At 73.9% G+C, this 22,769-nt stretch carries 21 protein-coding genes and 1 riboswitch; of the genes, 14 read left to right on the forward strand and 7 right to left on the reverse strand.

Annotated elements, in window-relative coordinates:
- Positions 1-19: 19 nt before the first annotated feature.
- The 3 genes from ABD343_RS38920 to ABD343_RS38930 all read left to right on the forward strand — a co-directional run bounded on the left by ABD343_RS38920 (position 20) and on the right by ABD343_RS38930 (position 3,177).
- A complete protein-coding gene (locus ABD343_RS38920) occupies positions 20-475 on the forward strand; it encodes an Lrp/AsnC family transcriptional regulator (RefSeq protein WP_344535412.1) in 456 nt (151 codons plus the stop codon).
- A gap of 100 nt (positions 476-575) precedes the next feature.
- Entirely contained in the window at positions 576-1,364 is a 789-nt protein-coding gene (locus ABD343_RS38925) for a carbon-nitrogen hydrolase family protein (RefSeq protein WP_344535413.1), read from the forward strand.
- A gap of 103 nt (positions 1,365-1,467) precedes the next feature.
- The gene (locus ABD343_RS38930; protein ID WP_344535414.1) at positions 1,468-3,177 is read left to right on the forward strand and encodes a flavin monoamine oxidase family protein; all 1,710 of its coding nucleotides are present in this window, start codon (positions 1,468-1,470) and stop codon (positions 3,175-3,177) included.
- Between the two features lie 88 nt (positions 3,178-3,265).
- Here ABD343_RS38930 and ABD343_RS38935 read toward each other — a convergent pair whose 3' ends face one another.
- The 4 genes from ABD343_RS38935 to ABD343_RS38950 all read right to left on the reverse strand — a co-directional run bounded on the left by ABD343_RS38935 (position 3,266) and on the right by ABD343_RS38950 (position 7,241).
- A complete protein-coding gene (locus ABD343_RS38935; RefSeq protein ID WP_344535415.1) occupies positions 3,266-4,192 on the reverse strand; it encodes a TIGR03619 family F420-dependent LLM class oxidoreductase in 927 nt (308 codons plus the stop codon).
- An 81-nt stretch (positions 4,193-4,273) separates the two neighbouring features.
- Entirely contained in the window at positions 4,274-4,993 is a 720-nt protein-coding gene (locus ABD343_RS38940; RefSeq protein ID WP_344535416.1) for a DUF5995 family protein, read from the reverse strand.
- Positions 4,994-5,079: 86 nt separating this feature from the next.
- A complete protein-coding gene (locus ABD343_RS38945) occupies positions 5,080-6,183 on the reverse strand; it encodes a hypothetical protein (protein WP_344535417.1) in 1,104 nt (367 codons plus the stop codon).
- Entirely contained in the window at positions 6,180-7,241 is a 1,062-nt protein-coding gene (locus ABD343_RS38950; RefSeq protein ID WP_344535418.1) for a hypothetical protein, read from the reverse strand. The genes ABD343_RS38945 and ABD343_RS38950 overlap by 4 nt, the downstream gene beginning before the upstream one ends.
- Before the next feature lie 100 nt (positions 7,242-7,341).
- Here ABD343_RS38950 and ABD343_RS38955 point away from each other — a divergent pair, with 100 nt between their 5' ends.
- Positions 7,342-7,860 carry a hypothetical protein gene (locus ABD343_RS38955; protein WP_344535419.1) on the forward strand — a complete coding sequence of 173 codons (519 nt, stop codon included), beginning with the start codon at positions 7,342-7,344 and terminating at the stop codon, positions 7,858-7,860.
- Here the strand turns inward: ABD343_RS38955 and ABD343_RS38960 are convergent.
- Together ABD343_RS38960 and ABD343_RS38965 are read right to left on the reverse strand one after the other, a co-directional pair.
- Entirely contained in the window at positions 7,812-9,233 is a 1,422-nt protein-coding gene (locus ABD343_RS38960) for a uracil-xanthine permease family protein (RefSeq protein ID WP_344535421.1), read from the reverse strand. The genes ABD343_RS38955 and ABD343_RS38960 overlap by 49 nt on opposite strands.
- A 537-nt stretch (positions 9,234-9,770) precedes the next feature.
- Entirely contained in the window at positions 9,771-11,027 is a 1,257-nt protein-coding gene (locus tag ABD343_RS38965; RefSeq protein WP_344535422.1) for an MFS transporter, read from the reverse strand.
- 224 nt (positions 11,028-11,251) lie between these two features.
- Positions 11,252-11,382, forward strand: a riboswitch (FMN riboswitch).
- Positions 11,383-11,666: 284 nt separating this feature from the next.
- Here ABD343_RS38965 and ribD point away from each other — a divergent pair.
- From ribD to ABD343_RS39015, 10 genes are all read left to right on the forward strand, one after another.
- Complete coding sequence (ribD, locus tag ABD343_RS38970) at positions 11,667-12,800, forward strand: bifunctional diaminohydroxyphosphoribosylaminopyrimidine deaminase/5-amino-6-(5-phosphoribosylamino)uracil reductase RibD (protein WP_344535424.1); 1,134 nt, start codon at positions 11,667-11,669, stop codon at positions 12,798-12,800.
- A gap of 2 nt (positions 12,801-12,802) precedes the next feature.
- Positions 12,803-13,447, forward strand: a complete 645-nt coding sequence (locus ABD343_RS38975; RefSeq protein ID WP_344535425.1) for a riboflavin synthase — start codon at positions 12,803-12,805, stop codon at positions 13,445-13,447.
- Complete coding sequence (locus tag ABD343_RS38980; protein ID WP_344535427.1) at positions 13,444-14,133, forward strand: nicotinamide mononucleotide transporter family protein; 690 nt, start codon at positions 13,444-13,446, stop codon at positions 14,131-14,133. The genes ABD343_RS38975 and ABD343_RS38980 overlap by 4 nt, the downstream gene beginning before the upstream one ends.
- Positions 14,134-14,171: 38 nt before the next feature.
- Positions 14,172-15,515, forward strand: coding sequence for a bifunctional 3,4-dihydroxy-2-butanone-4-phosphate synthase/GTP cyclohydrolase II (locus ABD343_RS38985; RefSeq protein ID WP_344535429.1), 1,344 nt, complete (start codon positions 14,172-14,174; stop codon positions 15,513-15,515).
- 64 nt (positions 15,516-15,579) lie between these two features.
- A complete protein-coding gene (gene ribH, locus ABD343_RS38990; RefSeq protein WP_344535431.1) occupies positions 15,580-16,065 on the forward strand; it encodes a 6,7-dimethyl-8-ribityllumazine synthase in 486 nt (161 codons plus the stop codon).
- Between the two features lie 46 nt (positions 16,066-16,111).
- A complete protein-coding gene (locus ABD343_RS38995; RefSeq protein WP_344535433.1) occupies positions 16,112-16,384 on the forward strand; it encodes a phosphoribosyl-ATP diphosphatase in 273 nt (90 codons plus the stop codon).
- 54 nt (positions 16,385-16,438) lie between these two features.
- The gene (gene hisG, locus ABD343_RS39000) at positions 16,439-17,296 is read left to right on the forward strand and encodes an ATP phosphoribosyltransferase (protein WP_344535434.1); all 858 of its coding nucleotides are present in this window, start codon (positions 16,439-16,441) and stop codon (positions 17,294-17,296) included.
- 38 nt (positions 17,297-17,334) lie between these two features.
- The gene (locus ABD343_RS39005; RefSeq protein ID WP_344535435.1) at positions 17,335-17,778 is read left to right on the forward strand and encodes a PH domain-containing protein; all 444 of its coding nucleotides are present in this window, start codon (positions 17,335-17,337) and stop codon (positions 17,776-17,778) included.
- 156 nt (positions 17,779-17,934) lie between these two features.
- Complete coding sequence (locus ABD343_RS39010; protein WP_344535436.1) at positions 17,935-19,317, forward strand: hemolysin family protein; 1,383 nt, start codon at positions 17,935-17,937, stop codon at positions 19,315-19,317.
- Positions 19,314-20,597, forward strand: a complete 1,284-nt coding sequence (locus tag ABD343_RS39015; RefSeq protein ID WP_344535437.1) for a hemolysin family protein — start codon at positions 19,314-19,316, stop codon at positions 20,595-20,597. The genes ABD343_RS39010 and ABD343_RS39015 overlap by 4 nt, the downstream gene beginning before the upstream one ends.
- Here ABD343_RS39015 and ABD343_RS39020 read toward each other — a convergent pair.
- Complete coding sequence (locus tag ABD343_RS39020; RefSeq protein ID WP_344535438.1) at positions 20,515-22,596, reverse strand: AAA family ATPase; 2,082 nt, start codon at positions 22,594-22,596, stop codon at positions 20,515-20,517. The two genes, ABD343_RS39015 and ABD343_RS39020, sit on opposite strands and share 83 nt — an antisense overlap.
- Between the last annotated feature and the right edge of the window lie 173 nt (positions 22,597-22,769).

The raw sequence follows: 22,769 nt of genomic DNA on the forward strand, positions 1-22,769 counted from the left end.
GCCGTGTTCTACTGCTCCCGTGTCACTGAACGACCTCGACGAACGCATCGTCCACGCCCTCGCCGAAGACGCGCGCCGCACCTACGCCGACATCGGCGCCGAGGTCGGCCTCTCCGCGCCCGCCGTCAAGCGCCGCGTGGACCGGCTGCGGGAGCAGGGCGCCATCACGGGCTTCACCGTGCGCGTCGACCCCGCCGCGCTCGGCTGGAAGACCGAGGGCTTCATCGAGATGTACTGCCGCTCGCACACCACCCCCGACGACATCCACCGCGGCCTGTCCCGCTATCCCGAGGTCGCCGCCGCCTCCACGGTCACGGGCGACGCCGACGCGCTCGTGCAGATCTTCGCCTCCGACATGCGTCACTTCGAGCAGGTCCTGGAGCGCATCGCCGGGGAGCCCTTCGTGGAGCGCACGAAATCGGTGCTCGTGCTCTCTCCGCTGCTCAGGCGCTATACGGCGGGCCCGCCGGTCTGAGCCCGCTCGCTTCCTCGCGGCGCAACGGATCGCCGTTCCACCCCGTTCCCACACAACAGATCGACCCATGACGCGCAAGATCCACGTCTTGTGACCGCCCATGGGTGCCATTAGCGTCGATCGGGTGCGTATCGCCCTGCTTCAGACCTCGCGCCCCGGGGTCGACGTTCTCGACGACGCCGCCCGCCGTGCCGCTGCGGGCGGCGCCGCGCTGCTGGTCGCGCCCGAGCTGGCCCTCACCGGCTACGCCCTCGGGGACGGCGTGGACCGCGCCGCCGAGCCCGCCGACGGGCCCTCCGCGCGCCGCCTCGCCGCCGTCGCCGCCGAGCACGGCATCGCCCTCGCCTACGGCTACCCCGAGCGCGACGGCGCGGCCGTCCACAACTCCGCCGCGCTCCTCGGCCCCGACGGCACCCGCCTCGCGGGCTACCGCAAGACGCACCTCTACGGCCCGTACGAGCGCAAGCACTTCGTGCCGGGCGACCGGCTCGTCGTCCAGGCCGAGCTGCACGGGCTCCGCCTCGGCATGCTCGTCTGCTACGACGTGGAGTTCCCCGAGGCCGTCCGCGCCCACGCCCTCGCCGGGACCGACCTGCTGCTGGTGCCGACCGCGCTGATGAGCCCGTACGAGACGGTCGCCCGCACGCTCGTGCCCGCGCGCGCCGTCGAGAGCCAGCTCTACGTGGCGTACGCGAACCGCGTCGGCCCCGAGGGCCCCCTCGACTTCACCGGGCTGAGCTGCCTCGCCGCGCCCGACGGCACCGTGCCCGCGCGGGCGGGGACCGGCGAGGAACTGCTGTTCGCCGACGTGGACCCGGCCCTGCTGCGGGCCTCCCGCGAGGACAGCCCCTACCTCGCCGACCGGCGCCCCGACCTGTACGGCGCCTGACCGGCCGAAGCACCGGGCCCGTCGCCGCCGGTCCCGCCCCGCCCCCTCCGCCGCCCCTTCCTCCGTCCCGCCCGTTCACGTTCACCCCAGGAGCAGTGCCACCATGACGTCCACCGTGCCCACCTCCGTCCACGAGGAGCGGACCGGGACGCCCGAGACGGCCCCGCCGCTGACCATGTTCGGCCCGGACTTCCCCTTCGCGTACGACGATTACCTGGACCACCCCGCCGGGCTCGGCTCCGTCCCCGCGACCGAGCACGGTACCGAGGTCGCCGTCATCGGCGGCGGGCTCTCCGGCATCGTCACCGCGTACGAGCTGATGAAGATGGGCCTCAAGCCCGTCGTGTACGAGGCCGACCGGATCGGCGGCCGGCTGCGCACCGAGACCTTCGACGGCGCCGACCCCTCGCTGACCGCCGAGATGGGCGCGATGCGCTTCCCGCCGTCCTCGACCGCGTTCCAGCACTACGTGGACCTCGCCGGCCTGGAGACCCACCCGTTCCCCAACCCGCTCGCGCCCGACACCCCCTCGACCGTGGTCGACCTCAAGGGCGAGTCGCACTACGCCCGTACGCTCGACGACCTGCCGCCCGTCTACCACCGGGTGATGGAGGCCTGGAACGCCTGCCTGGAGGAGGGCGCCGACTTCTCCGCCATGCAGCGCGCGATACGCGAGCGGGACGTGCCCCGCATCCGCGAGATCTGGTCCCGGCTGGTCGAGAAGCTGGACGACCAGACGTTCTACGGCTTCCTCTGCGACTCCCCGTCCTTCGCCTCCTTCCGGCACCGGGAGATCTTCGGCCAGGTCGGCTTCGGCACGGGCGGCTGGGACACCGACTTCCCCAACTCGATCCTGGAGATCCTCCGCGTCGTCTACACCGGCGCCGACGACGACCACCGCGGCATCACCGGCGGCAGCCAGCAGCTCCCGCTGCGCCTGTGGGAGCACGCGCCGGACAAGCTCCTCCACTGGCCGCGGGGCACCAGCCTCGCCACCCTGCACCCGAACGGGCAGCACCGGCCCGCCGTCACCCGGCTCCACCGCACCGCGGGCAACCGGATCACCGTGACCGACGCGGACGGCGACATCCGTACGTACCGCGCGGCCGTCTTCACCGCGCAGTCCTGGATGCTGCTCTCCCGTATCGACTGCGACGACGCGCTGCTGCCCATCGACCACTGGACGGCGGTCGAGCGCACGCACTACATGGAGTCGTCCAAGCTGTTCGTGCCCGTGGACCGGCCGTTCTGGCTGGACCAGGACCCGGCGACGGGGCGGGACACGATGAGCATGACGCTCACCGACCGCATGACGCGCGGCACGTACCTGCTCGACAACGGGCCCGACGAACCCGCCGTCATCTGCCTCTCGTACACGTGGTGCGACGACAGCCTCAAGTGGCTGCCGCTGGACGTGAACGAGCGGATGGAGGTCATGCTCAAGTCGCTCGGCGAGATCTATCCGGGCGTCGACATCCGCAAGCACATCACCGGCAGCCCGGTCACCGTCTCCTGGGAGGACGAGCCCTGGTTCCTGGGCGCGTTCAAGGCCAACCTGCCGGGCCACTACCGCTACCAGCGGCGCCTGTTCACCCACTTCATGCAGGACCGCCTCCCCGAGGACCGCCGCGGCCTCTTCCTCGCGGGCGACGACATCTCCTGGACGGCGGGCTGGGCCGAGGGCGCGGTGCAGACAGCCCTCAACGCCGTCTGGGGCGTCATGCGCCACCTCGGCGGCGCCACCGACCCCGGCAACCCGGGGCCGGGCGACGCCTACGACGAGATCGCCCCGGTCGAACTGCCGGAGGACTGACCCGGCCCGGTCCGCCGGGGCCCAGGGGGGAACCGGAACCGGGGGCGGAGGAGAAGAGCGGGACGCCGGGGTGCGGCGCCGGGGGGCACTACACCCCGGCGTCCCGCGCGGCCTTCACCAGCAGCCGCCCCTTCTCGATCAGCTCGTCCACGTCGCGCGAGGTGAGCTGGGTGTCGAGCAGCACCTCGTCGGCGCCCGCGGCGGCGCCCCTCAGGTCCTCCACGATCTGCTCGGCGCTGCCCTGGTACGTCTTGCGCGCGCCGTCCACCGGCTTCTCGGAGAGCTGCACGGACGCCCGTACGGTGACGGACAGTTCGGACGGGTCGCGCCCCTGCTCGGCAGCCAGCTCCGCGAGGCGCGCCCGCCCGGCGGCCACCTGCTCGTTGGTGACCATGGACGGCAGCCAGCCGTCGGCGCGCCGCACCAGGCGCCGCTGCGCGCGCTCGTTGCCCGCCGCCAGCAGCACCGGGATACGCGCCGCCGGCTTGGGCCCGACGGCCGACACGGGGAAGCGTGTGTTCCGCCCCTCGTACGCCGGGACCGGGTCCGGGCCCCACACGGCCTCGCACACGTCCAGCAGCTCGTCCAGCGCGGCGCCGCGCCCGGCGTGGTCGGCGCCCGCCGCGCGGTACTCGTCCCGCGACCAGCCCGTCCCGAAGCCCGCGATCACCCGGCCGCCGCTCGCCGCGTCCAGCGAGCCGAGCGCCCGCGCCAGCAGGAACGGCGGGTGCAGCGTCCCCACCAGCACCGCCGAGCCCAGCTTCACGCGCTCGGTCACGGCCGCCGCGAGCGAGAGCGTCACCAGGGGATCGGCGACCGAGCGGAAGTAGTCCGCCCAGCGCGCACCCGGGATCAGATACATGTCGTCGAGCGGCTCCTCGGGGCGCATCAGCCGCTCCAGCACCCACACGCTGTCGTAGCCCGACTCCTCGGCCGCCCGCGCCGCCGCCGTCACATCGCGGCTCATGTCGTACGTACCGGTCTGCGGAAGTCCCAGGCCGAGTCGCAGTGTCATCTCGCCTCCCGTACAACGTCCTTCACCCAAAGTCGATCAGGACCGTCCTACGCCACCGCGTCGGCACCCGGCAATGGCGCCTCACCCGCTCCCGCGGCGGCCCAGCGGCGTCAGCAGACAGCGCCCCGCCATCCCCACGGTCGCGTCGAGCCCCTCCGCCGTCTCCTCCGCCAGCTCCTCGAAGGCCCGCAGCCCCCACAGCGCCCGGAACGCCGCCCAGGCGCCGCCCCGCGCCCGCTCCAGGCTCCACGAGCCCACCAGATGCGTCAGCGGATCGGCGACGTCGAGCAGATCGGGGCCGGGCATCAGCTCCTCCCGGATCCGCTCCTCCATCCCCGTCAGCAGCTCGCCGATCCGCTCGAAGTCCGCCTCCAGCTCCTCCGGCCCGCCGCCGCGCGCCCGGCAGGTGTCCACGAGGGCGAGCGGAAGGTCGTGCCCGATGTGCGCGTTGATCCCCGCGAGCGCGAACTGGAGCGGCCGTACGGCCGGATGGCGGCGCATCTGGAACAGTGGCCGCCAGCAGGCGGGCGTCCGCAGCCCGGCCGCCTCGGCCTCCACCGCGTCCAGATACCGCGCCGCGAAGCGCGCCCCGAGATCGCCCGTGGCCGCCCGGTCCGCGAAGTGCCCGCCCACGAGCCGCCGTTCGAGCTCCTCGGTCACGGAGAGATACACCCGGTTGAACACCGCCACCCCGTCCCCGACCGGCAGCCCCGCCCCCACCGCCCGCATCCGCGCGGCCATGTCCGCGATCGGGACCGGTCCCCCCGCCCGCTGCGCGGGCACCTGCTCCACAGTCGTCATAAACGCAGCGTGACATCCCCCTCGACTCCACACCCCCAACCCGCCCCACGCGGCCCACGGATGGGGGAAGAACGTTCCGTTCCGCCTCAGTCGCGGGGCGCGGCGCGGAAGTCCACCGGACCGCAGGCGAGTCGTTCGGCCTCCCGTGCGACATAGCGGGCGAACAGCTCGCGGAGTTCCGGCTCGTCCGGGCTGTGCGGGCGCTCCGCGAGGAAGACGACCGGGCCGGTCTGGCAGACGGCACGGAACATCGCCTCGTCGCCGCGGACGTAGCCGTATCCCGGCGCTCCGCGTACCCGCGGCCCCGCGTCCAGGCTCTCGTAGGCGGTGGCGAGCCGCGCGTCCTGGACGGTGGTCAGGCGGAGGTGCGGCTCGGGCGGGAGGTCCAGCTCGCAGACGCGCGCCGGGGACGAGGCGCCGCCGCCCCGGGTCCGCATCCGGCGCTCCTTCTCCTCGCGCGCGGCCCGGGGCACCGGCACGCCGCACAGGGTGCCGCCCTTCGCGGTGCGGTAGCGGGGCGGGGGCGGCATCCCGTCGTGACGGGGGAGCGGGATGTGGTGTTCGCAGCCGAGCCGGTCGATGACGCCGTTGACCAGCTTGACCGCCGCGTGCGCGAGGACCTCGCGGCGGTCGGCGCGCGGCTCCTCGTGCGTGTTCACCAGTCCGCGCCGCACGTCGACGACCAACGGGCCCTCGTACTTGAACCGACCGGCGCACCCGTCCGGGACGGCGAGCCAGGCGGCGGTGTCCGACGCCATGCCGAGCAGGCCGCCGCCCAGCGGGGACATGCGTGCCGTGAGGAACGTCCTGGACCAGTCGCGGTCCGCGCCCCTGGGGCCCAGGTCGCGGAGCCGGTGCAGCTCGATGCCGACGCCCTGCTCCCGGCCGGTGATCCGGCACGAGGCGCGCGGGCCGTCGTTCGGGTGCAGCCCGGCGAGTTCGGTGAACTCGTCCGTCGTCGGCGTCTCCTCGGACTCCGCGACGGCGCGGACGTCGGCGGGGGAGAGCGCGTCCCAGCACGCCCGTCCGTCGCCGTCCGGGGTGAGCGCCCCCGTCCGCCAGGCGGTCAGCGAGGCCCCGAGCAGCACCCCGACGGCAGCGGCGGCGCCGAGCCGCGTCCACCGGTGCCGTACGAACCGCCGTCGGCGGCGCGGAGCGCTCTCCGGGGTTTCCGACGGTTCCGGGGTCATCGTCCGGCCTCCCGCGAGGCGACGGGCGGGCAGCCCAGCCGGTCCGCGACGGCGTCGGCGAAGCGGCCGAGCCTCCCCGTCTCTCCCGGCGATCCGAGGAAGACGGCCGTCCCGGAGCCGCAACGGGCACGTGCGAGCGCGTACGCCTTCGTGACCCTGCCCGTGCCGCGCCATCCGGGGCGCAGGGGGCGGGACGTGGTCATCCCGTCGAAGAGGCGGACAAGACCGGGCCGCGCGACCATCGCGTACCGGCGCGTCACGTCGGGGTCCCCGTCGAGGGGTTTCTCGGTGATCCCGCACGCCTGGAACGACCGGGAGACGGCGCTGACCGTGGACTCGACCTGTGTGCCGCGGCGTTCCTCGCCGCCGAGCCCCGCGATGCCGCAGGAGGAGTCGTCGGACTCACCCTGCGGCAGCGCGAGCACCGGGGCGTCCGTCGGCCAGGGGGCCTTGGGCTCGCAGCCGGCCAGCTCGGCGCCGCGGTTCGCCGCGGAGACGAGCAGCGATGCGAGGGTCTCGGCCGCGTCCTTGTCGAAGGAGTCCGTCTCGGGATCGGCGGCGCGCAGCGTCACGACGGCCGGACGGCCCTGCCGCGCGCACCCCTTGGGCAGGACGAACAGCCCCCGGCTCTCGGAGACGACGCCGGGCAGCCCGCGGGGCAGCGGCACGGAACGGGCGTCGAGCAAGCCGGACAGCCAGGAGACCCGTTCGGCCTTCCCGACGGGAACGGGCCCGAGGGTGGCCCGGAGCCGGTAGGGGTCGGGCTCGCTCCCCTTCGCGGGAGAGCCGTCCGACGCCGTGACGACGCAGGAACCGCGGGGCCGCTCCCGGGAGGGGGTCTCCTGGCGCGCCGGTCGCTCCGCGTTCTCGTACGCCCGCAGTCCGTCGTCCTGGACCAGGAGGAACGGCGACTTCGTGCCCTCGGCCCACGCGCCCCAGCAGAGGCGGTCCGCCGCGAACGGCCCCGCCTCGGCCGCGCGCATCCCGAGCCCCGTCCCCGCGAGCGCCGCGAGCACGACGCCCCCGGCCACCAGCATCCATCTCTGACGCCGATCCACCCGTTGCCCTCCCCTGACCCGTGTGGCGGCCAGCGAGTGTAGTGGCGCGGGACAACTCCCGTGCCGTTTCCCGGTGTTCCGGTCGGGGCAGCAGGCCCCGGTGGAGACCGTGATCGCCAGTGCCATAGCCGTGCTCGGCACCCTGTTCGGGGCCGGGCTCACACATGTGTTCCAGCTCCGGGCCGCCGCCCGCACGGAGGAGTTCGCGCGGAACGAGCGGCTGCGGCAGGAGCGACTGGACGCGTACAGCGCGTACGCGGGGGCCTTGGTCAATTACCGCCGCGCCGTCGTGCACCGGTGGTACTGCGAGCACGAGGACCCGCCTCCCTCCGACCCGGATGAGGCCAAGGTGCGGACGTACGATCTGCGCAGCGCGGCGCAGGAGGCGCTGTTCCGGGTGCGGATGCTCACGGACGACGCGGTGGTGCGGGAGCGGGCCGAGGCGGCGTTCGGCGGGATCGAGGTGATGCACAGGTCCGGCGACCGCGAGGTGCTCGACCGGCGCCGCGGGGAGACCCGGGCGGCGATCGACGCGTTCGTCGACGCCGCCCGGACGCATACACGGGTGACTCAGCCCTTGCCGGTGGGGCCCTCCCCGTCGCCGTCATCAGGGTCGTAGGTGCTCGTGCCCTCGTCGAGGAGGGGCTCCTGGGTCTTGAGGTGGGGCGGGGCGAGGGCCTTGAGGGCGTGGTAGCCGGTGAGGACGACGATCGTGCCGAGGGCGATGCCGCTCAGCTCGAAGTTGTCGCTGATCTTGAGGCTGACGCCGCCGACGCCGATGATGATGCCCGCCGCCGCGGGGACCAGGTTGAGCGGGTTGCGCAGATCGACCTTGTTGTTGATCCAGATCTGCGCGCCGAGCAGGCCGATCATGCCGTAGAGGATCACGGTGATGCCGCCGAGCACCCCGCCGGGGATCGCCGCGACGACGGCGCCGAACTTCGGGCAGAGGCCGAAGAGGAGCGCGAAGCAGGCGGCGGCCCAGTAGGCGGCCGTGGAGTAGACGCGGGTGGCGGCCATGACGCCGATGTTCTCGGAGTACGTGGTGGTCGCGGGGCCGCCGAAGGCGGTGGAGAGCACGCTGCCCGCGCCGTCCGCGGCGATGGCGGTGCCGAGCTGGTCGTCGAGGGGGTCGCCCGTCATCTCGCCGACGGCCTTGACGTGGCCCGCGTTCTCGGCGACCAGCGCGATCACGACCGGCAGCGCGACGAGGATCGCCGACCAGGAGAAGGACGGACCGTGCACGGACGGCAGCCCGAACCAGTCGGCGTCCCCGACCTTGCTCAGGTCCAGCCGCCAGTGGTCGGTCGTCTTGCCGCTGCCGTCGGCCGAGTGGATCTGCCCGAACGTCTTGTCGAAGAGCCAGGACATCAGATAGCCGACGACCAGCCCGAGGAAGATCGCGATCCGGGACCAGAAGCCCCGCAGGCACACGACGGCCAGCCCCGTCAGCAGCATGGTCAGCAGCGCCGTCCACTGGTCCTGCGGCCAGTACGTACTGGCCGTCACCGGCGCGAGGTTGAAGCCGATCAGCATCACCACGGCGCCGGTCACCACGGGCGGCATCGCGGCGTGGATGATCCGCGCCCCGAACTTCCGTACGGCCAGGCCGACGAGGAAGAGCGCGGCGCCGACGACGAGGATCGCGCCGGTGATCGTCGCGCTGTCGCCGCCCTGCCCCCGGATGACGGCCGCGACGCCGACGAAGGAGAGGCTGCACCCGAGATAGCTCGGTACCCGGCCGCGCGTGGCCAGCAGGAAGAGCATGGTCGCGAGGCCCGACATCATGATCGCGAGGTTCGGGTCGAGCCCCATCAGCACGGGGGCGACGAAGCTCGCGCCGAACATCGCGACCACGTGCTGGGCGCCGAGGCCGGCCGTACGTGGCCATGACAGCCGTTCGTCCGGGCGTACGACGGCGCCGGGCTCCGGGACGCGTCCGTCGCCGTGCACCTTCCATCGCACGCCGAGCCCGCCGCCTCCGCCACTCATGCTTTTCTCCATGTGTCGATTTCCAGCCACGCCTCCGGTGACCGGCCACATGCTATGCGCCACCCCCTTGCCGGCCCCACAACGTCGGAGCTGGCCCCTCCGGGGCGCGGGGCTGTGTTTGATGTGCGGCTCTGCCGCGTGGGCGCGACGGGTCACGACACGTCGGGGCTTGCCCCTTCAGGGGCGCGGGCCTGTGTTCGATGTGCGGCTCCGCCGCGTGGGCGCGCCCGGTCACAACACCACGGGGCTTGCCCCTTCAGGGGCGCGGGGAACTGCGCGAGCGGCCACGACGCAGCCGCAGCCTGCAATGCACAGCTCGGGGCACCCCGTACCCAGCCCTCCTCGCGGGGCACCCGGCGAAGTGGGCTGCGCTTGCCAGCCCTGCGCCTCCGCGCAGACCTCCCAAGCGCAGCGAGCGGGAGGGAGAAGCGGGGCTTGCCCCGTTAGGGGCGCGGGGAACTGCGCGACTGGCCACGGCGCAGCCGCGGCCCGCGATGCGCGCACGGCAGCGAAGCCCCGCTCAGTGGGTCGAAGGGGTTACCCCTTGTCGGCCGGTACCCGGCGAGGGTGGGTGGGGGCAGGGGGCGGCGCATCCTTCGTCCGGAGGACGCCCGCTCCGGCGATCAACCCCACCAACAGCACCGTCACCACGCCGAACGACACCGACAGCGAGGTCGACTCCGCGATCCAGCCGACGACCGCGGGGGCCGCGAGCCCCGAGGCGTACGCCAGCGTGGCGACGCCCGCGATGGCCTGGCCGGGCGCCGCGGCGCGCATCCGGCCCGCCGCCGCGAAGCAGAGCGGGACCACGACCGCGATGCCCACGCCGATCAGCGCGAACCCGGCGACGGCGACCCCCGGCACGCGCGCCGCGACGACCAGCGCCGCGCCCAGCGTCGCCAGCACTCCGCCCGTGCGGACCGTACGGACGGGGCCCAGGCGGCGTACGACCGCGTCCCCGGCGAGCCGCGCCGAGGCCATCGTGCAGGCGAACGCCGTGTACGCGGAGGCGGCGAGGCCGGGCCCGGCGCCGGTCACGTCGTCGAGGTAGATGCCGGACCAGTCCATCGACGCGCCCTCCGCGAAGACCGCGCAGAAGCCAATGAGCCCGATGGCCAGCACGCCCCGGGAGGGCAGTGCGAAGCGCGGCGGCGCCTCATCGGCCTCATCGCTCCCATCGCCCCCCTCGGCGGCCGCGGGGGCCGACGGCACGTCGTCCGGCAGCGTCCAGCGGCACGCCGTCACCGCGACCACGGCCAGCACCGGGGCGACGAGGCCGAGGTGGACGCGCGCGTCCAGCCCGGCGTGCGCGGCCACCGCGCCTCCCGCGCCGCCGAGCAGCGTGCCCACGCTCCACATGCCGTGCAGCCCGGACATGACGGAGCGGCCGTAGCGCTCCTCGACCCGTACGCCGTGCGCGTTCATCGCGACGTCCATGAGGCCGAGCCCGCAGCCGTAGAGGAAGAGGGCGAGGCAGAGCCAGCCCAGCGCGGGGGAGAGCGCGGGCAGCGTGAGGCCCGCGCAGCACAGCACGGAGAGCCACATCAGGGAGCGCCGGGGCCCGTAGCGGTGGGCCAGGCGCGCGGAGAGCGGCATCGCGGCCGAGGCGCCCGCCGTCATGAAGACCAGCGCCAGGCCGAGCCACCCCGGGCTCAGGCCGAGGTGCTCGCGCAGCCAGGGGATGCGGGTCGCGAAGGTGCCGCTGGCCGTGCCGTGCACGGCGAAGACGATGGCCACGGCCCGCCGTGCCCGGACGACGGAGGCCGGCAGGGCCCCCTCGCGACTGGTGCGCATGCGTCAGCTCCCGCCGTTAGCTGGTACGGACCTTGCGGCTCGTGCGGGATCGTGCCCAGCTCAGTGACCGTTCGAACACCCGCCCGTAACGCCGCTCACGCACGGCACTCGGGTCTCGCTGTGAGTCAGCCCACAGAGGACGCCCGCATGGCCGACAGCCGGGCGTGGCAGACTGGACGACGTACGGACGTCGTGCTCGCGCGGCGGCCGTGCGTGAGAGTCAGCAGCGCACTCCGGGGTCGGTGAAATTCCGAGCCGGCGGTTAAAGTCCGCGACCCGTCCGCAGCCAGCGGCCGGTTGACCAGGTGAAATTCCTGGACCGACGGTGAAAGTCCGGATGGGAGGCAGTGCGCGCGGGACGAGACCGGTGCTCCGCGTCACGCGGCGGCTCCGCCCCTCGACGGGGAGCGGACCCCGTGTCCGATGTGAGGGGCGTCCACCCGGGACCGTGCCCGTCACGCGTCCCGCACAGCCCCGGAGTCCATGCCCAGGAGGCAGGAGGACCCGGTGGCCACCCACCCCGCAGAGCCGTCGCCATCGCCGTCGGCCGGAGCGTCAGGCCCGGCGGACCCGGCAGGCCCGAGTTCGGCAGGCCCGTCAGGCCCGTCAGGCCCGGCCGCGCAGGCCGAGCGCGCCGCCATGCGCCGCGCCCTCGACCTGGCGGCGCGCGGACTCGGCGCGACCAGCCCGAACCCCGTCGTCGGCTGCGTGATCCTCGACCGTTCCGGGCGCACCGTCGGAGAGGGCTGGCACCAGCGCGCCGGAGGGCCGCACGCGGAGGTCCACGCGCTCGCCGAGGCGGGCGACGACGCGCGCGGCGGGACCGCCGTCGTCACCCTCGAACCCTGCAATCACACCGGTCGCACGGGCCCCTGCTCCCAGGCTCTCGTCGAGGCCGGGATCGCCCGTGTCGTCTACGCGGTCGCCGACCCGAATCCCACCGCCACCGGCGGCGCCCGCGCCCTCGCGGACGCCGGGGTGGACGTCGAGGGCGGCCTGTTCGCCGACGAGGCCGCCGCCGGGAACATCGCCTGGCTCACCTCCGTCCTCCACCACCGCCCGTACGTGACCTGGAAGTACGCCGCCACGCTCGACGGCCGTACAGCCGCGGCCGACGGCTCCAGCCGCTGGATCACCTCCGAGGAGGCGCGGGCCGACGTGCACCGGCTGCGCGCCGAGTCCGACGCCGTGCTCGTCGGCGCGGGCACGGCGCGCGCCGACGACCCGCACCTCGCGGTGCGCGGCGTGCCCGGCGCCGTGCAGCCCCTGCGCGTCGTCCTCGACACCGACGCCTCGGCCGTCAAGCGCGGCGCCCGCGTCCTGGACGACGCGGCGCCCACCCTGGTCGCCGTCGCGGAGGACGCCGACGCGGGCGAGCTGGAGGGCGGGGGGAGCGGCGCCGAGGTGCTGCGCCTGCCGCGCTCCCGGGCGCACGAGGGCACGGGCCTGGACCTGCGCGCCCTGCTCGACGCGCTGCACGACCGCGGCGTGCGCTCGGTCCTGCTCGAAGGCGGCGCCACCCTCGCGGGCGCCTTCGTCGCCGCCCAGGCCGTCGACCGGGTCATCGGCTACGTCGCGCCCGTCCTGCTCGGCGCCGGGCCGCCCGCGCTGGGCGACGCGGGAATCAGCACGATCGCGCAGGCGTTGCGGCTCACCGTGTGCGAGACCACGCGCCTGGGCCCCGACCTGCGGATCACCGCCGTCGGTCCCGCTGCCGCCGCCCCGGGCGGCCACGCCTCCACCGTCACCTCCATCGCCACCGAGGAGTCCTGAGAGTGTTCACCGGAATTGTCGAAGAGCTGGGCGAGGTCGTCTCCGTCGAGGACCGCGGCGACGCGGCGCGGCTGCGGCTGCGCGGCCCCCTGGTCACCGGGGACGTCGAACACGGCGACTCGATCGCCGTCAACGGGGTGTGCCTGACCGTGGTCGACGTCGCCGACGGCGAGTTCACGGCCGACGTCATCGCCGAGACCCTCTCCCGTTCCAGCCTCGGGGCCCTCGCCCCCGGCTCCCGGGTCAACCTGGAGCGCGCCATGGCCCTCGGCGCCCGCCTCGACGGCCACCTCGTCCAGGGGCACGTCGACGGCACCGGCACGATCGCGGCCCGTACGGACTCCGACAGCGGCACCGACATCACCGTGGACCTGCCGCCGGGGCTCGGAAAATACCTGGTGGAGAAGGGCTCCATCACCGTCGACGGCATCAGCCTGACCGTCGTCGAGGTCACCGACGGGCACTTCACCGTCTCCCTCATCCCCACGACGCTCGCGCTCACGACCCTCGGCCACAAGCAGCCCGGCGAGCCGGTCAACCTGGAGGTGGACGTCCTCGCGAAGTACGTCGAGCGCCTGCTCGGCGACCGTACGGCGGGTGACCGTACGGCGGACGGGCGTACGGCCGGGACGGGAGCGGGCAAGTGAGCGTCTTCGACTGGCTCAACGCCCAGGCGTTCACGGCGTTCGGACAGCACGTCATCTGGTCCGACATGCTCGGGAACACCATCGGCCTCATCGCCCTCGCGCTCGGCTGGCGCCGCTCGGTCCTCACCTGGCCCACGCAGCTCCTGTCCGGCCTGATCCTCATCGCCGCGTTCGCCTCCGCGCAGCTCGCCGGGGGAGTGGGCAAGCAGCTCCTCGTGATCGTCGTGGCGCTGTGGGGCTGGCAGCAGTGGACGCGCGGCAGGCGCAAGGCCCAGGACGGTTCGATCGCCGTCCGCTTCGCCACCTGGCGCGAGCGCGGCGTGCTCCTCGTGGGCACCGCCGTGGGCACGGCCGCCGTCGGCTGGCTCTTCACGCTCGTGCCGCACCTGTCCTGGAACCCCTGGCCGGACGCGTACATCTTCGTCGGCACGCTCGCCGCGATGGTCGCGCAGGCGCGCGGCCTGGTCGAGTTCTGGTTCGCGTGGCTGCTCGTCGACGTAGTCGGCGTGCCGCTCGCCTTCAGCAGCGGACTGGCCTTCTCCGGCCTGGTCTACGTCATCTATCTCGGTCTCGTCCTGTGGGGCATGCGCGCCTGGTGGCTGCGCTCCCGTGTGGACGCGGCCGCCAGCGGAACGGCCCGGCCGGCCCAGCAGCCGGAGCCCGCACTCAACGGAGCCGCGCTGTGAGCGCGGCACGCACCGAAGGACAGCGAAGGAGCACTGCCATGACCGCGCTGCCGAGCTGGTACGACACCCACGCGGGTCCCGGGACCGACCTCGCCGAGGGCGGCGCGTCGCCCCTGGACCTCGTCCTGGACCCCGTCGAGGACGCGATCCGCGACATCGCCGCCGGGCGTCCCGTGGTCGTCGTCGACGACGAGAGCAGGGAGAACGAGGGCGACCTCGTCATGGCCGCCGAGCTGGTCACCCCCGAGACCGTCGCGTTCATGATGAGCGAGTGCCGGGGCCTGATCTGCACCCCGATGGAGGCCGCCGACCTCGACCGGCTCGCGCTGCCCCAGATGGTCGCCGAGAACACCGAGTCGATGGGAACCGCCTTCTCCGTCACCGTCGACGCCACCGCCGCGCACGGCGTCACCACCGGCATCTCCGCCGCCGACCGCGCCACCACCATCCGGCTGCTCGCCGACCCGGACTCCCGGGCGGCCGACTTCGTCCGCCCCGGCCACGCCTTCCCGCTGCGCGCGAAGTCCGGCGGCGTCCTCGTCCGCGCGGGCCACACCGAGGCCGGCGTGGATCTCGCCCGGCTCGCCGGGCTGCGGCCCGCCGCCGCCATCGTCGAGATCGCGGGTGAGGACGGCGTGATGCTGCGGCTGCCCGAGCTGGTGCCGTTCGCGCGCAAGCACGGCCTGTCGATCATCTCCATCGAGGACCTCATCGCCTACCGCCGCTCCGCCGAGCCCACCGTCCACCGCGAGGCCGCCACCCGGCTGCCCACCGAGTACGGCGACTTCCGCGCGTTCGGGTACCGCTCGGCGGCCGACGGCGTCGAGCACATCGCGCTCCTCGCGGGCGACATCGGCGGCCCCGCCGACGCCCTCGACGGCGAGGACGTCCTCGTCCGGGTGCACTCGGAGTGCCTCACCGGCGATATCTTCGGCTCCCAGCGCTGCGACTGCGGTCCCCAGCTCCGGGCCTCCCTGGAGCGCGTCCAGCAGGAGGGCCGCGGCGTCGTGCTCTACCTGCGCGGCCACGAGGGACGGGGCATCGGCCTGCTGTCCAAGCTGCGCGCGTACGAGCTGCAGGAGCGCGGGCGCGACACCCTCGACGCCAACCTCGAACTCGGCCTCCCCGCCGACGCGCGGGACTACGCGGCGGCGGCGCAGATGCTCGCCGACCTCGGCGTACGCTCCCTGCGGCTGATGACGAACAATCCGGACAAGACGGCCGCCATGGTGCGGCACGGGCTCCGCGTCACCGGGCGCGAGCCCATGCCCGTCCAGGCGGGCGAGCACAACCTGCGGTATCTGCGGACCAAGCGGGACCGCATGGGCCACGACCTGCCCTGGCTGGACGCGGACCGCGCGTCCCCCTGCGGCAACCAGTGACAGCAGTGACCGCAGGACTGAACGCACGACCGAACGCACGACCACACATCCACCGAGGAGCGAAGTGAGCGGCAAGGGCGCACCCGAACTGACGGTCAGGAACTGCGGAGACCTCCGCGTGGCCGTGATCGCGGCACAGTGGCACGAGCAGGTCATGGACGGCCTGGTCGACGGCGCCCTGCGCGCGCTGCGCGAGCTGGGCATCGACGAGCCGACGCTGCTGCGCGTCCCCGGCAGCTTCGAGCTGCCCGTCGTCGCCAAGGTCCTCGCCGACCGCGGTTACGACGCGATCGTGGCCCTCGGCGTCGTCGTCCGCGGCGGCACCCCGCACTTCGACTACGTCTGCCAGGGCGTCACCCAGGGCCTCACCGACGTGGCCGTCAGCACCGGCGTCCCCATCGGCTTCGGCGTCCTGACCTGCGACACCGAGCAGCAGGCCCTCGACCGCGCGGGCCTGGCCGGCTCCACCGAGGACAAGGGCCACGAGGCCGTCACGGCGGCGGTGGCCACGGCCGCGACCCTGCGTACCGTGGCCGAGCCCTGGAGGTAAGCCCTCGCGGCAGAGGCCTCCGGGGACCACGTAGGGTAAGAGGACCATGGCGAACAAGACATTCGAAGAGCTCTTCGAGGAGCTGCGGCAGAAGGCCGCGACCGGCGACCCCATCACCTCGCGCACCGCGGAGCTGGTCTCCCAGGGCGTGCACGCCATCGGCAAGAAGGTCGTCGAGGAGGCCGCCGAGGTCTGGATGGCCGCCGAGTACGAGGGCGAGGAGCGGACCGCGGAGGAGATCTCACAGCTCCTCTACCATCTGCAGGTCCTCATGGTCGCCCGGGGCATCTCCCTCGACGACGTATACGCTCACCTCTGAGCACTTCTGGCATCCAGCTCCGCTCAGCACCCACTCGTCACGAAAGGCCCCTCCATGCTGCGCATCGCCGTCCCCAACAAGGGTTCCCTGTCCGGCCCTGCGGGGGAGATGCTGCATGAGGCCGGCTACCAGCAGCGCAAGGCGTCGAAGGAACTCGTCCTCGTCGACCCCGAGAACGAGGTCGAGTTCTTCTACCTCCGCCCCCGCGACATCGCCATCTACGTCAGCTCCGGCAAGCTCGACATCGGCATCACGGGCCGCGACCTGCTGCTGGACTCCGGGGCCAACGCGGAGGAGGTCCTCCCGCTCGGCTTCGCCCGCTCCACGTTCCGGTACGCGGCCAAGCCCGGCACCGTCGACGCGCTCGACGGCTTCGCGGGCCTGACCGTCGCCACCTCCTACGAGGGCATCGTCGCCAAGCACCTCGCCGACCAGGGCATCGACGCCTCGGTCGTCCACCTCGACGGCGCCGTGGAGACCGCCATCGAGCTGGGCGTCGCGCAGGTCATCGCCGACGTCGTCGAGACCGGCACCTCCCTGCGCAACGCGGGCCTGGAGATCGTCGGCGAGCCGATCCTGCACTCCGAGGCCGTCGTCATCCGCCGCACCGGCGCCGACCCCGAGGCCCCCGAGACCGCGAAGGTCGAGCAGTTCCTGCGCCGCCTCCAGGGTGTCCTCGTGGCCCGCAGCTACGTGATGATGGACTACGACATCCGCGCCGAGCACCTGGAGCGCGCCGTCGCCCTCACCCCGGGCCTGGAGTCCCCGACGATCTCCCCGCTGCACGACCAGGGCTGGGTCGCCGTCCGCTCCATGGTCCGCACGAAGGAGGCCCAGCGCATCATGGACGACCTCTACGAGCTGGGCGCCCGCGCCATCCTCACCACCGGCATCCACGCCTGCCGCCTCTGACGGCTCCCCCGCTCGCCCGCTCTCACCAGGGTCCGCACATGTCGCAGCACTCCGAACTCCCCGCCCTGCCCGTCACGTTCCGGCCGACGCGCACCCGCGTCGTCCTGCTGACGGTGGGCGTCCTGGCGTTCGTCGCCATCACCACCGTCGCCTTCATGCTGGACATCAGCGGCGGGGAGCGGTCGAGCTTCATCTTCACCGCCGCGCTCTTCCTGGGCGTGCTCGTGCTGCTGAGCCGCCCGCGCGTCAGCGCCGACGAAGGCGGCGTCACGGTCGTCAATCTGACGACCAAGCGCCGCCTCGAATGGGCGGAGGTGCTCCGGGTCAACCTGCGCAACGGCGACCCCTGGGTCTCCCTCGACCTGTCCGACGGGACGAGCCTGGCGGCCATGGGTATCCAGCCCGGCATCGCCAAGAGCCAGGCCGTCGCCGACGCACGGGCCCTGCGGGGGCTTGTCGAGCGCCACAGCGCGGAGGGCTGACGCGGGGCGAAGCCCTGTGATTACTCTGGTCGGACGGCGCACGTGCCGCCTCCCGCGGAGCAGCGGGATCCTGCGACCCGAGGAGTGACCACCCTCAGCGATGGACGGAACGTCCTGTAGTACGAGCGCCACGCCCTCCGCCGAGGAGGCCGTGGCATGATCCTCCCGCTAGCCCTGCTCGTCGTGGCCTTCCTGCTCATCCTCGCCAACGGCTTCTTCGTGGCGGCCGAGTTCGGCCTCGTCACCGTCGAGCGGCCCGACGCCGAGCGTGCCGCGGCGCAGGGCGACCGCGCCTCCCGCGCCGTCGTCCGCGCGCTGCGCGAGCTGTCCTTCCAGCTCTCCGGCACCCAGCTCGGCATCACCCTCACCTCCCTCGTCACCGGCATGCTGGCCGAACCGGCCCTCGCGCGGCTGCTCGGTCCGCCGCTCTCCGCGGTGGGGACGCCGCCGGGCGCGGTCCCCGGCATCGCCGTCGTCATCGGGATGCTCACCGCCTCGGCCGTGCAGATGGTCATCGGTGAACTCGTCCCGAAGAACTGGGCGGTCTCCCGGCCGCTGGCCGTCGCCCGCTTCGTGGTCCGGCCCCAGCGGCTCTTCGCCCGCCTCTTCCGCCCCGTCATCGCGCTGCTGAACGCGGTGGCCAACCGCATCGTCCGGGTCTTCGGCGTCCAGCCAGCGGACGAGCTGGCGTCGGCCCGTACGCCCGGCGAACTCGTCTCCCTGGCCCGGCACTCGGCGCGCGCCGGGGCCATCGAGCAGGACACAGCCGACCTGTTCGTGCGCACCCTCTCGCTCGGCGGGCTCACCGCGCAGCACGTGATGACGCCGCGCGTCCGCGTCAGCGCCCTCCATGCCCTCGCCACCGCCGAGGACGTCCTCAACCTCACCCGCGCCACCGGCCTCTCCCGCTTCCCCGTCTACCACGACCGGCTCGACGAGATCACCGGGATGGTGCACCTCAAGGACGCCCTCGCGGTCCCCGCGCACGAGCGGCTGCACACCCCGGCCGGGCGCATCGCCGTACCGCCGCTGCTCGTTCCGCAGACGCTGCCCGTGCAGCCGCTGCTGGAGCGGCTGCGCAGCGAGCAGCCCATCGCGGTCGTCGTCGACGAGTACGGCGGCACGGCGGGGGTCGTGACGCTGGAGGACATCGTCGAGGAGCTGGTCGGCGAGGTGCGCGACGAGCACGACGGGCAGCTCTTCGACGAGCTGCCCGAACTCGCCCCCGCGCCGCCCGAACTCGACGGCCGCGCCGTCTGGGAGGCCGACGGGAGCTGCCGCGTCACCGCGCTCCCGGGCATCGGCCTCGACGTCCCGGAAGGGCCGTACGAGACGGTCGCCGGCCTCGTCGCCGACCTGCTCGGCCGTATCCCCGCGCCGGGCGACACGGCCGTCGTCGGCGGCTGGCAGCTCAGGGTGCGGCTGGTCGCACACCACCGCGCGGAGCGCGTCCGCGTCGTCGCCCCCACGCCGGCCCCCGCGTCGGTCCCCACACCGGCCCCCGCGATCGGCGGGCGGGACAAGGAGCCCGCGCGATGAGCGTCCTCCAACTCCTCTTCGCCGCGCTGCTGGTGCTCGGGAACGGCTTCTTCGTCGGCGCCGAGTTCGCCCTCGTCTCCGTCCGCCGCAGCCAGATCGAGCCGCTGGCCGCCGAGGGCTCCACGCGGGCCCGGCAGGTGCTGCGCGGCCTGGAGAGCCTGCCGCAGATGATGGCGGCGGCGCAGTTCGGCATCACCGTCTGCTCGCTCACCCTGGGCGCGGTGGCCGAGCCGACCCTCGCCCATCTGCTCGAACCGCTCTTCCACGCCGTCCATCTGCCCGCCGCGCTCGTCCACCCGGTGGGGTACGCGGTCGCGCTCGCCGTCGTCGTCTTCTTCCACCTCGTCGTCGGCGAGATGGTGCCGAAGAACCTCGCGATGGCCGCGCCCGAGCGCACCGCGCTGTGGCTGAGCCCCGCCCTCGTCGCCTTCGCGCGCCTCGTCCGGCCCGTGACCGCGGGACTGGGGAGCTGCGCCAAGCTGGTGCTGCGCGCCTTCCGCGTCGAGCCCAAGGACGAGGTCGAGACCGTCTTCACCAGCGAGCAGCTCAACCGGCTCGTCGAGGACTCCCGGGAGGCCGGGCTCCTCGGCCACGCCGAGCACGAGCGGCTCGCCGACGCGCTCGAACTGGGCTCCCGCCCCGTCACGGACGTCCTGCTGCGCCGTACGGACCTGGTGACCGTGGACGCGGCGGTCACCCCGCGCCGGGTCGAGGAGCTGACCGTCCGCACCGGGTACTCGCGCTTCCCCGTGCTCGCCGACGACGGCGGCTTCCTCGGCTATCTGCACGTCAAGGACGTCCTCGACCTGGAGGAGCCCGACCGGGCCGTCCCCCAGCACCTGTGGCGGCCCATGACCACGCTGCGCGCCGAACTGCCGCTGGACGACGCGCTGGGCGCCATGCGCGCCACCGCCTCGCACCTCGCGGCCGTCGCGGACGCCTCGGGGCGGCTGCTCGGGCTCGCGGCGCTGGAGGACGTCCTGGAGATGCTCGTCGGCGAGGTCCACGACCCCGCGCACGCGCAGGAGACCGTCGTCGGTCCGGCGGGCGCCGCCGCGCCCCGGCCCCGGCGGCCCGCCGCGCGGTACGCGCACGGCGCGGCCTACGGCGCGTACCCCACCGGCGACCCGTCCGCCGCGAGCGCCCCGGGTGCTCCGTCCGCCTCGCCTGCCTCGGGTGCCCCGCCCTCCGCCGGGCTCAGCCCAGAGGAGGCGGAGGCTGGTCGGGACGCGGACCCTCGGGACCGCGGCCGGACAGCACCTCGCCGTACGCCTGCATGAGGTCGGGGAGGCGCAGTGTCGCCAGGTCGTCGCGGGTCGGCGTGCCGGGATAGCCGGACAGCCGCAGGTCGCGGTAGGCGCAGCTCTTCTCGTAGAGCGTGCGCAGGAAGCGGCCGTTGCCCAGCTCGTCGATCCAGCCCTGGTCGACGACGTGTCCGCTGATGCTGCGCAGCTCCTCCAGGGACTCCTCGTCCCACACGTCGCCGTTGTCGGCCGCGAGCACCTCGCCGATCGCGGTCAGCTCCAGCGGGCGGTACGAGGGGAAGTCCACGCGGGTCGTGAAGCGGGACGACAGGCCGGGGTTGGCGGCCAGCAGCCGGTCCATGCCCTCGGGGTAGCCCGCGAGGATCACCACGAGCTGGTCGCGGTTGTCCTCGGCGCGCTTGAGGAGGACCTGGAGGGCCTCGTCGCCGTACGCGTCGCCCTTCGTGTAGCCCGAGTTGGACAGGGCGTACGCCTCGTCCACGAAGAGGACGCCGCCGAGCGCGGAGTCGATCAGCTCATTGGCCTTCACCGCCGTCTGGCCCAGGAACTCGCCGACCAGGTCCGCGCGCTGGGCCTCCACCAGATGGTCGCCGCCGAGCAGCCCCAGCGCGTAGAAGGCGCGGCCCAGGATGCGGGCGACCGTGGTCTTGCCCGTGCCCGAGGGGCCGGAGAAGACGAAGTGCCGTTTCGGCGGCTGCACGGGCAGGCCCTGGCTCGCGCGCAGCCGCGCCATGTGCAACTGCGCGGAGAGCGCCCGCACCTGACGCTTCACCGGCTCCAGGCCGACCATCCGCTCCAGCTCGTCCAGCGCCTGCGCCAGCAGCACCGGGTCGGACGGACCGGTGGGGAGGCGGCCGCCCGCCGGGCCCTGGGCGCCCGCACCGGCCCGCTGCCGTATGACGCCGCTGTCGACGCGGATGGGCTCGGCCGGGTCGCCCGTGTCCTCCAGGCGCAGCGCGTCGGCGCCCGGGTCGAGATCGGGGTCGGCGCTCTCCGCGCCGTCCGGCAGCCCGGCGCCGTCCAGCTCGGAGGCGGCTCCGGGGCCGGGCGGCTCGGCGAAATCGCCCCCGTCCAGGGGGTTCGCCGCGTCGGCCGGGTCCGCGGGGTCGGCGGGCTCGGACGGGTCGGCGGGCGCGTCGAGGCCCGCGTCGAACAGCTCCTGCGCCGCGTTGGCCGCCGGGCCGCCCGCCACGCCGCCCGCGATGACGGCGGCGAGCCCCGCGTCGGAGGAGCCGCCGAGCCCGTCGCCCTCGGCGATCGTCGTCAGCCGCGCCGCGGTGTCCATGAAGGCCGGGTCTATCCGGTGCACGGCGCGGTAGAGGGGGAGGGCCGCGGCGCTGCGGCCGGTGCCCTCGCGGGCCCGCGCCAGCCAGTACCGCAGCTCCTTGCGCTGCGGCTGTTCGCTGCGGCAGCGCATCAGCGCGGCCGACAGCAGGGGCTCGGCCTGCCCGTACATCTCCAGCCGTACGCGCGCCATCCCGGCGAACAGGCCCGCCTCGATGCCCAGCATCGGGTCGTCCACCAGCGGCTCGGTGTGGGCGACCAGGCGCTCCCAGTCCTTGGCCAGATACGCGCGGCACGCGTGCAGGAAGCGGACCTGCGGGTCGGCCTCCACGGGCGGGCAGTCGGCCAATGCGCGGTCCAGCTCGGCGACATGGCGGCCGTCCAGCCAGTGCGAGGCGTGCGCGAGGAGCAGATCGCGCTCGCTCTCCAGTACGGGCTGCACCCACCAGCCCAGCCAGTACCAGGAGTTGAGGGTGCGTCCGTGGCGGGCGCGCTGCTCGCCGAAGCGGTCCCGGTGGTGGTACATCCGCACCAGCGCCGTCGCGGTGTCGGCCCGCAGCGCGTGCAGCCCGAGCCAGCCGTCGGCCATTCCCGGATCGAGCCGTACGGCGGTCCTGAACTCCTCCTCGGCCTGTGCGTATCCACCCACCGTGTAGGCGTCGACGCCGCGCAGCCAGGCGAGTTCGGCCGGGGCGTGCAGGCCCTGGGGGTCCTGCGTGCCGAAGTTCATCACGTCCCCCACAAACGTCCCCCGTCCAGACGGGACTTGCCGACCGCGTCCACCGGTGTCACCCCGGGTTTCCGCGCCGTTTCGCATCGTACCCGTGCGCGAGGCGCGGTCGTAGGGCGGCGTACGGGGGTGGTACGCGCGTGTGCAGGGAGCCTGTGGGGGTGAGGTGGCTA

It is taken from the genome of Streptomyces albiaxialis (assembly GCF_039530985.1).
Lineage (GTDB): Bacteria > Actinomycetota > Actinomycetes > Streptomycetales > Streptomycetaceae > Streptomyces > Streptomyces albiaxialis.

What these genes read in the sequence shown, in the direction of transcription:
- ABD343_RS38925 (WP_344535413.1), top strand. Translation starts at nt 576, where the DNA reads ATGGGTGCCATTAGCGTCGATCGGGTGCGTATCGCCCTGCTTCAGACC.
- ABD343_RS38930 (WP_344535414.1), top strand. Translation starts at nt 1,468, where the DNA reads ATGACGTCCACCGTGCCCACCTCCGTCCACGAGGAGCGGACCGGGACG.
- ABD343_RS38935 (WP_344535415.1), bottom strand. Translation starts at nt 4,192, where the DNA reads ATGACACTGCGACTCGGCCTGGGACTTCCGCAGACCGGTACGTACGAC.
- ABD343_RS38940 (WP_344535416.1), bottom strand. Translation starts at nt 4,993, where the DNA reads ATGACGACTGTGGAGCAGGTGCCCGCGCAGCGGGCGGGGGGACCGGTC.
- ABD343_RS38945 (WP_344535417.1), bottom strand. Translation starts at nt 6,183, where the DNA reads ATGACCCCGGAACCGTCGGAAACCCCGGAGAGCGCTCCGCGCCGCCGA.
- ABD343_RS38960 (WP_344535421.1), bottom strand. Translation starts at nt 9,233, where the DNA reads ATGAGTGGCGGAGGCGGCGGGCTCGGCGTGCGATGGAAGGTGCACGGC.
- ABD343_RS38965 (WP_344535422.1), bottom strand. Translation starts at nt 11,027, where the DNA reads ATGCGCACCAGTCGCGAGGGGGCCCTGCCGGCCTCCGTCGTCCGGGCA.
- ribD (WP_344535424.1), top strand. Translation starts at nt 11,667, where the DNA reads ATGCGCCGCGCCCTCGACCTGGCGGCGCGCGGACTCGGCGCGACCAGC.
- ABD343_RS38985 (WP_344535429.1), top strand. Translation starts at nt 14,172, where the DNA reads ATGACCGCGCTGCCGAGCTGGTACGACACCCACGCGGGTCCCGGGACC.
- ABD343_RS38995 (WP_344535433.1), top strand. Translation starts at nt 16,112, where the DNA reads ATGGCGAACAAGACATTCGAAGAGCTCTTCGAGGAGCTGCGGCAGAAG.
- hisG (WP_344535434.1), top strand. Translation starts at nt 16,439, where the DNA reads ATGCTGCGCATCGCCGTCCCCAACAAGGGTTCCCTGTCCGGCCCTGCG.
- ABD343_RS39005 (WP_344535435.1), top strand. Translation starts at nt 17,335, where the DNA reads ATGTCGCAGCACTCCGAACTCCCCGCCCTGCCCGTCACGTTCCGGCCG.
- ABD343_RS39010 (WP_344535436.1), top strand. Translation starts at nt 17,935, where the DNA reads ATGATCCTCCCGCTAGCCCTGCTCGTCGTGGCCTTCCTGCTCATCCTC.
- ABD343_RS39015 (WP_344535437.1), top strand. Translation starts at nt 19,314, where the DNA reads ATGAGCGTCCTCCAACTCCTCTTCGCCGCGCTGCTGGTGCTCGGGAAC.
- ABD343_RS39020 (WP_344535438.1), bottom strand. Translation starts at nt 22,596, where the DNA reads ATGAACTTCGGCACGCAGGACCCCCAGGGCCTGCACGCCCCGGCCGAA.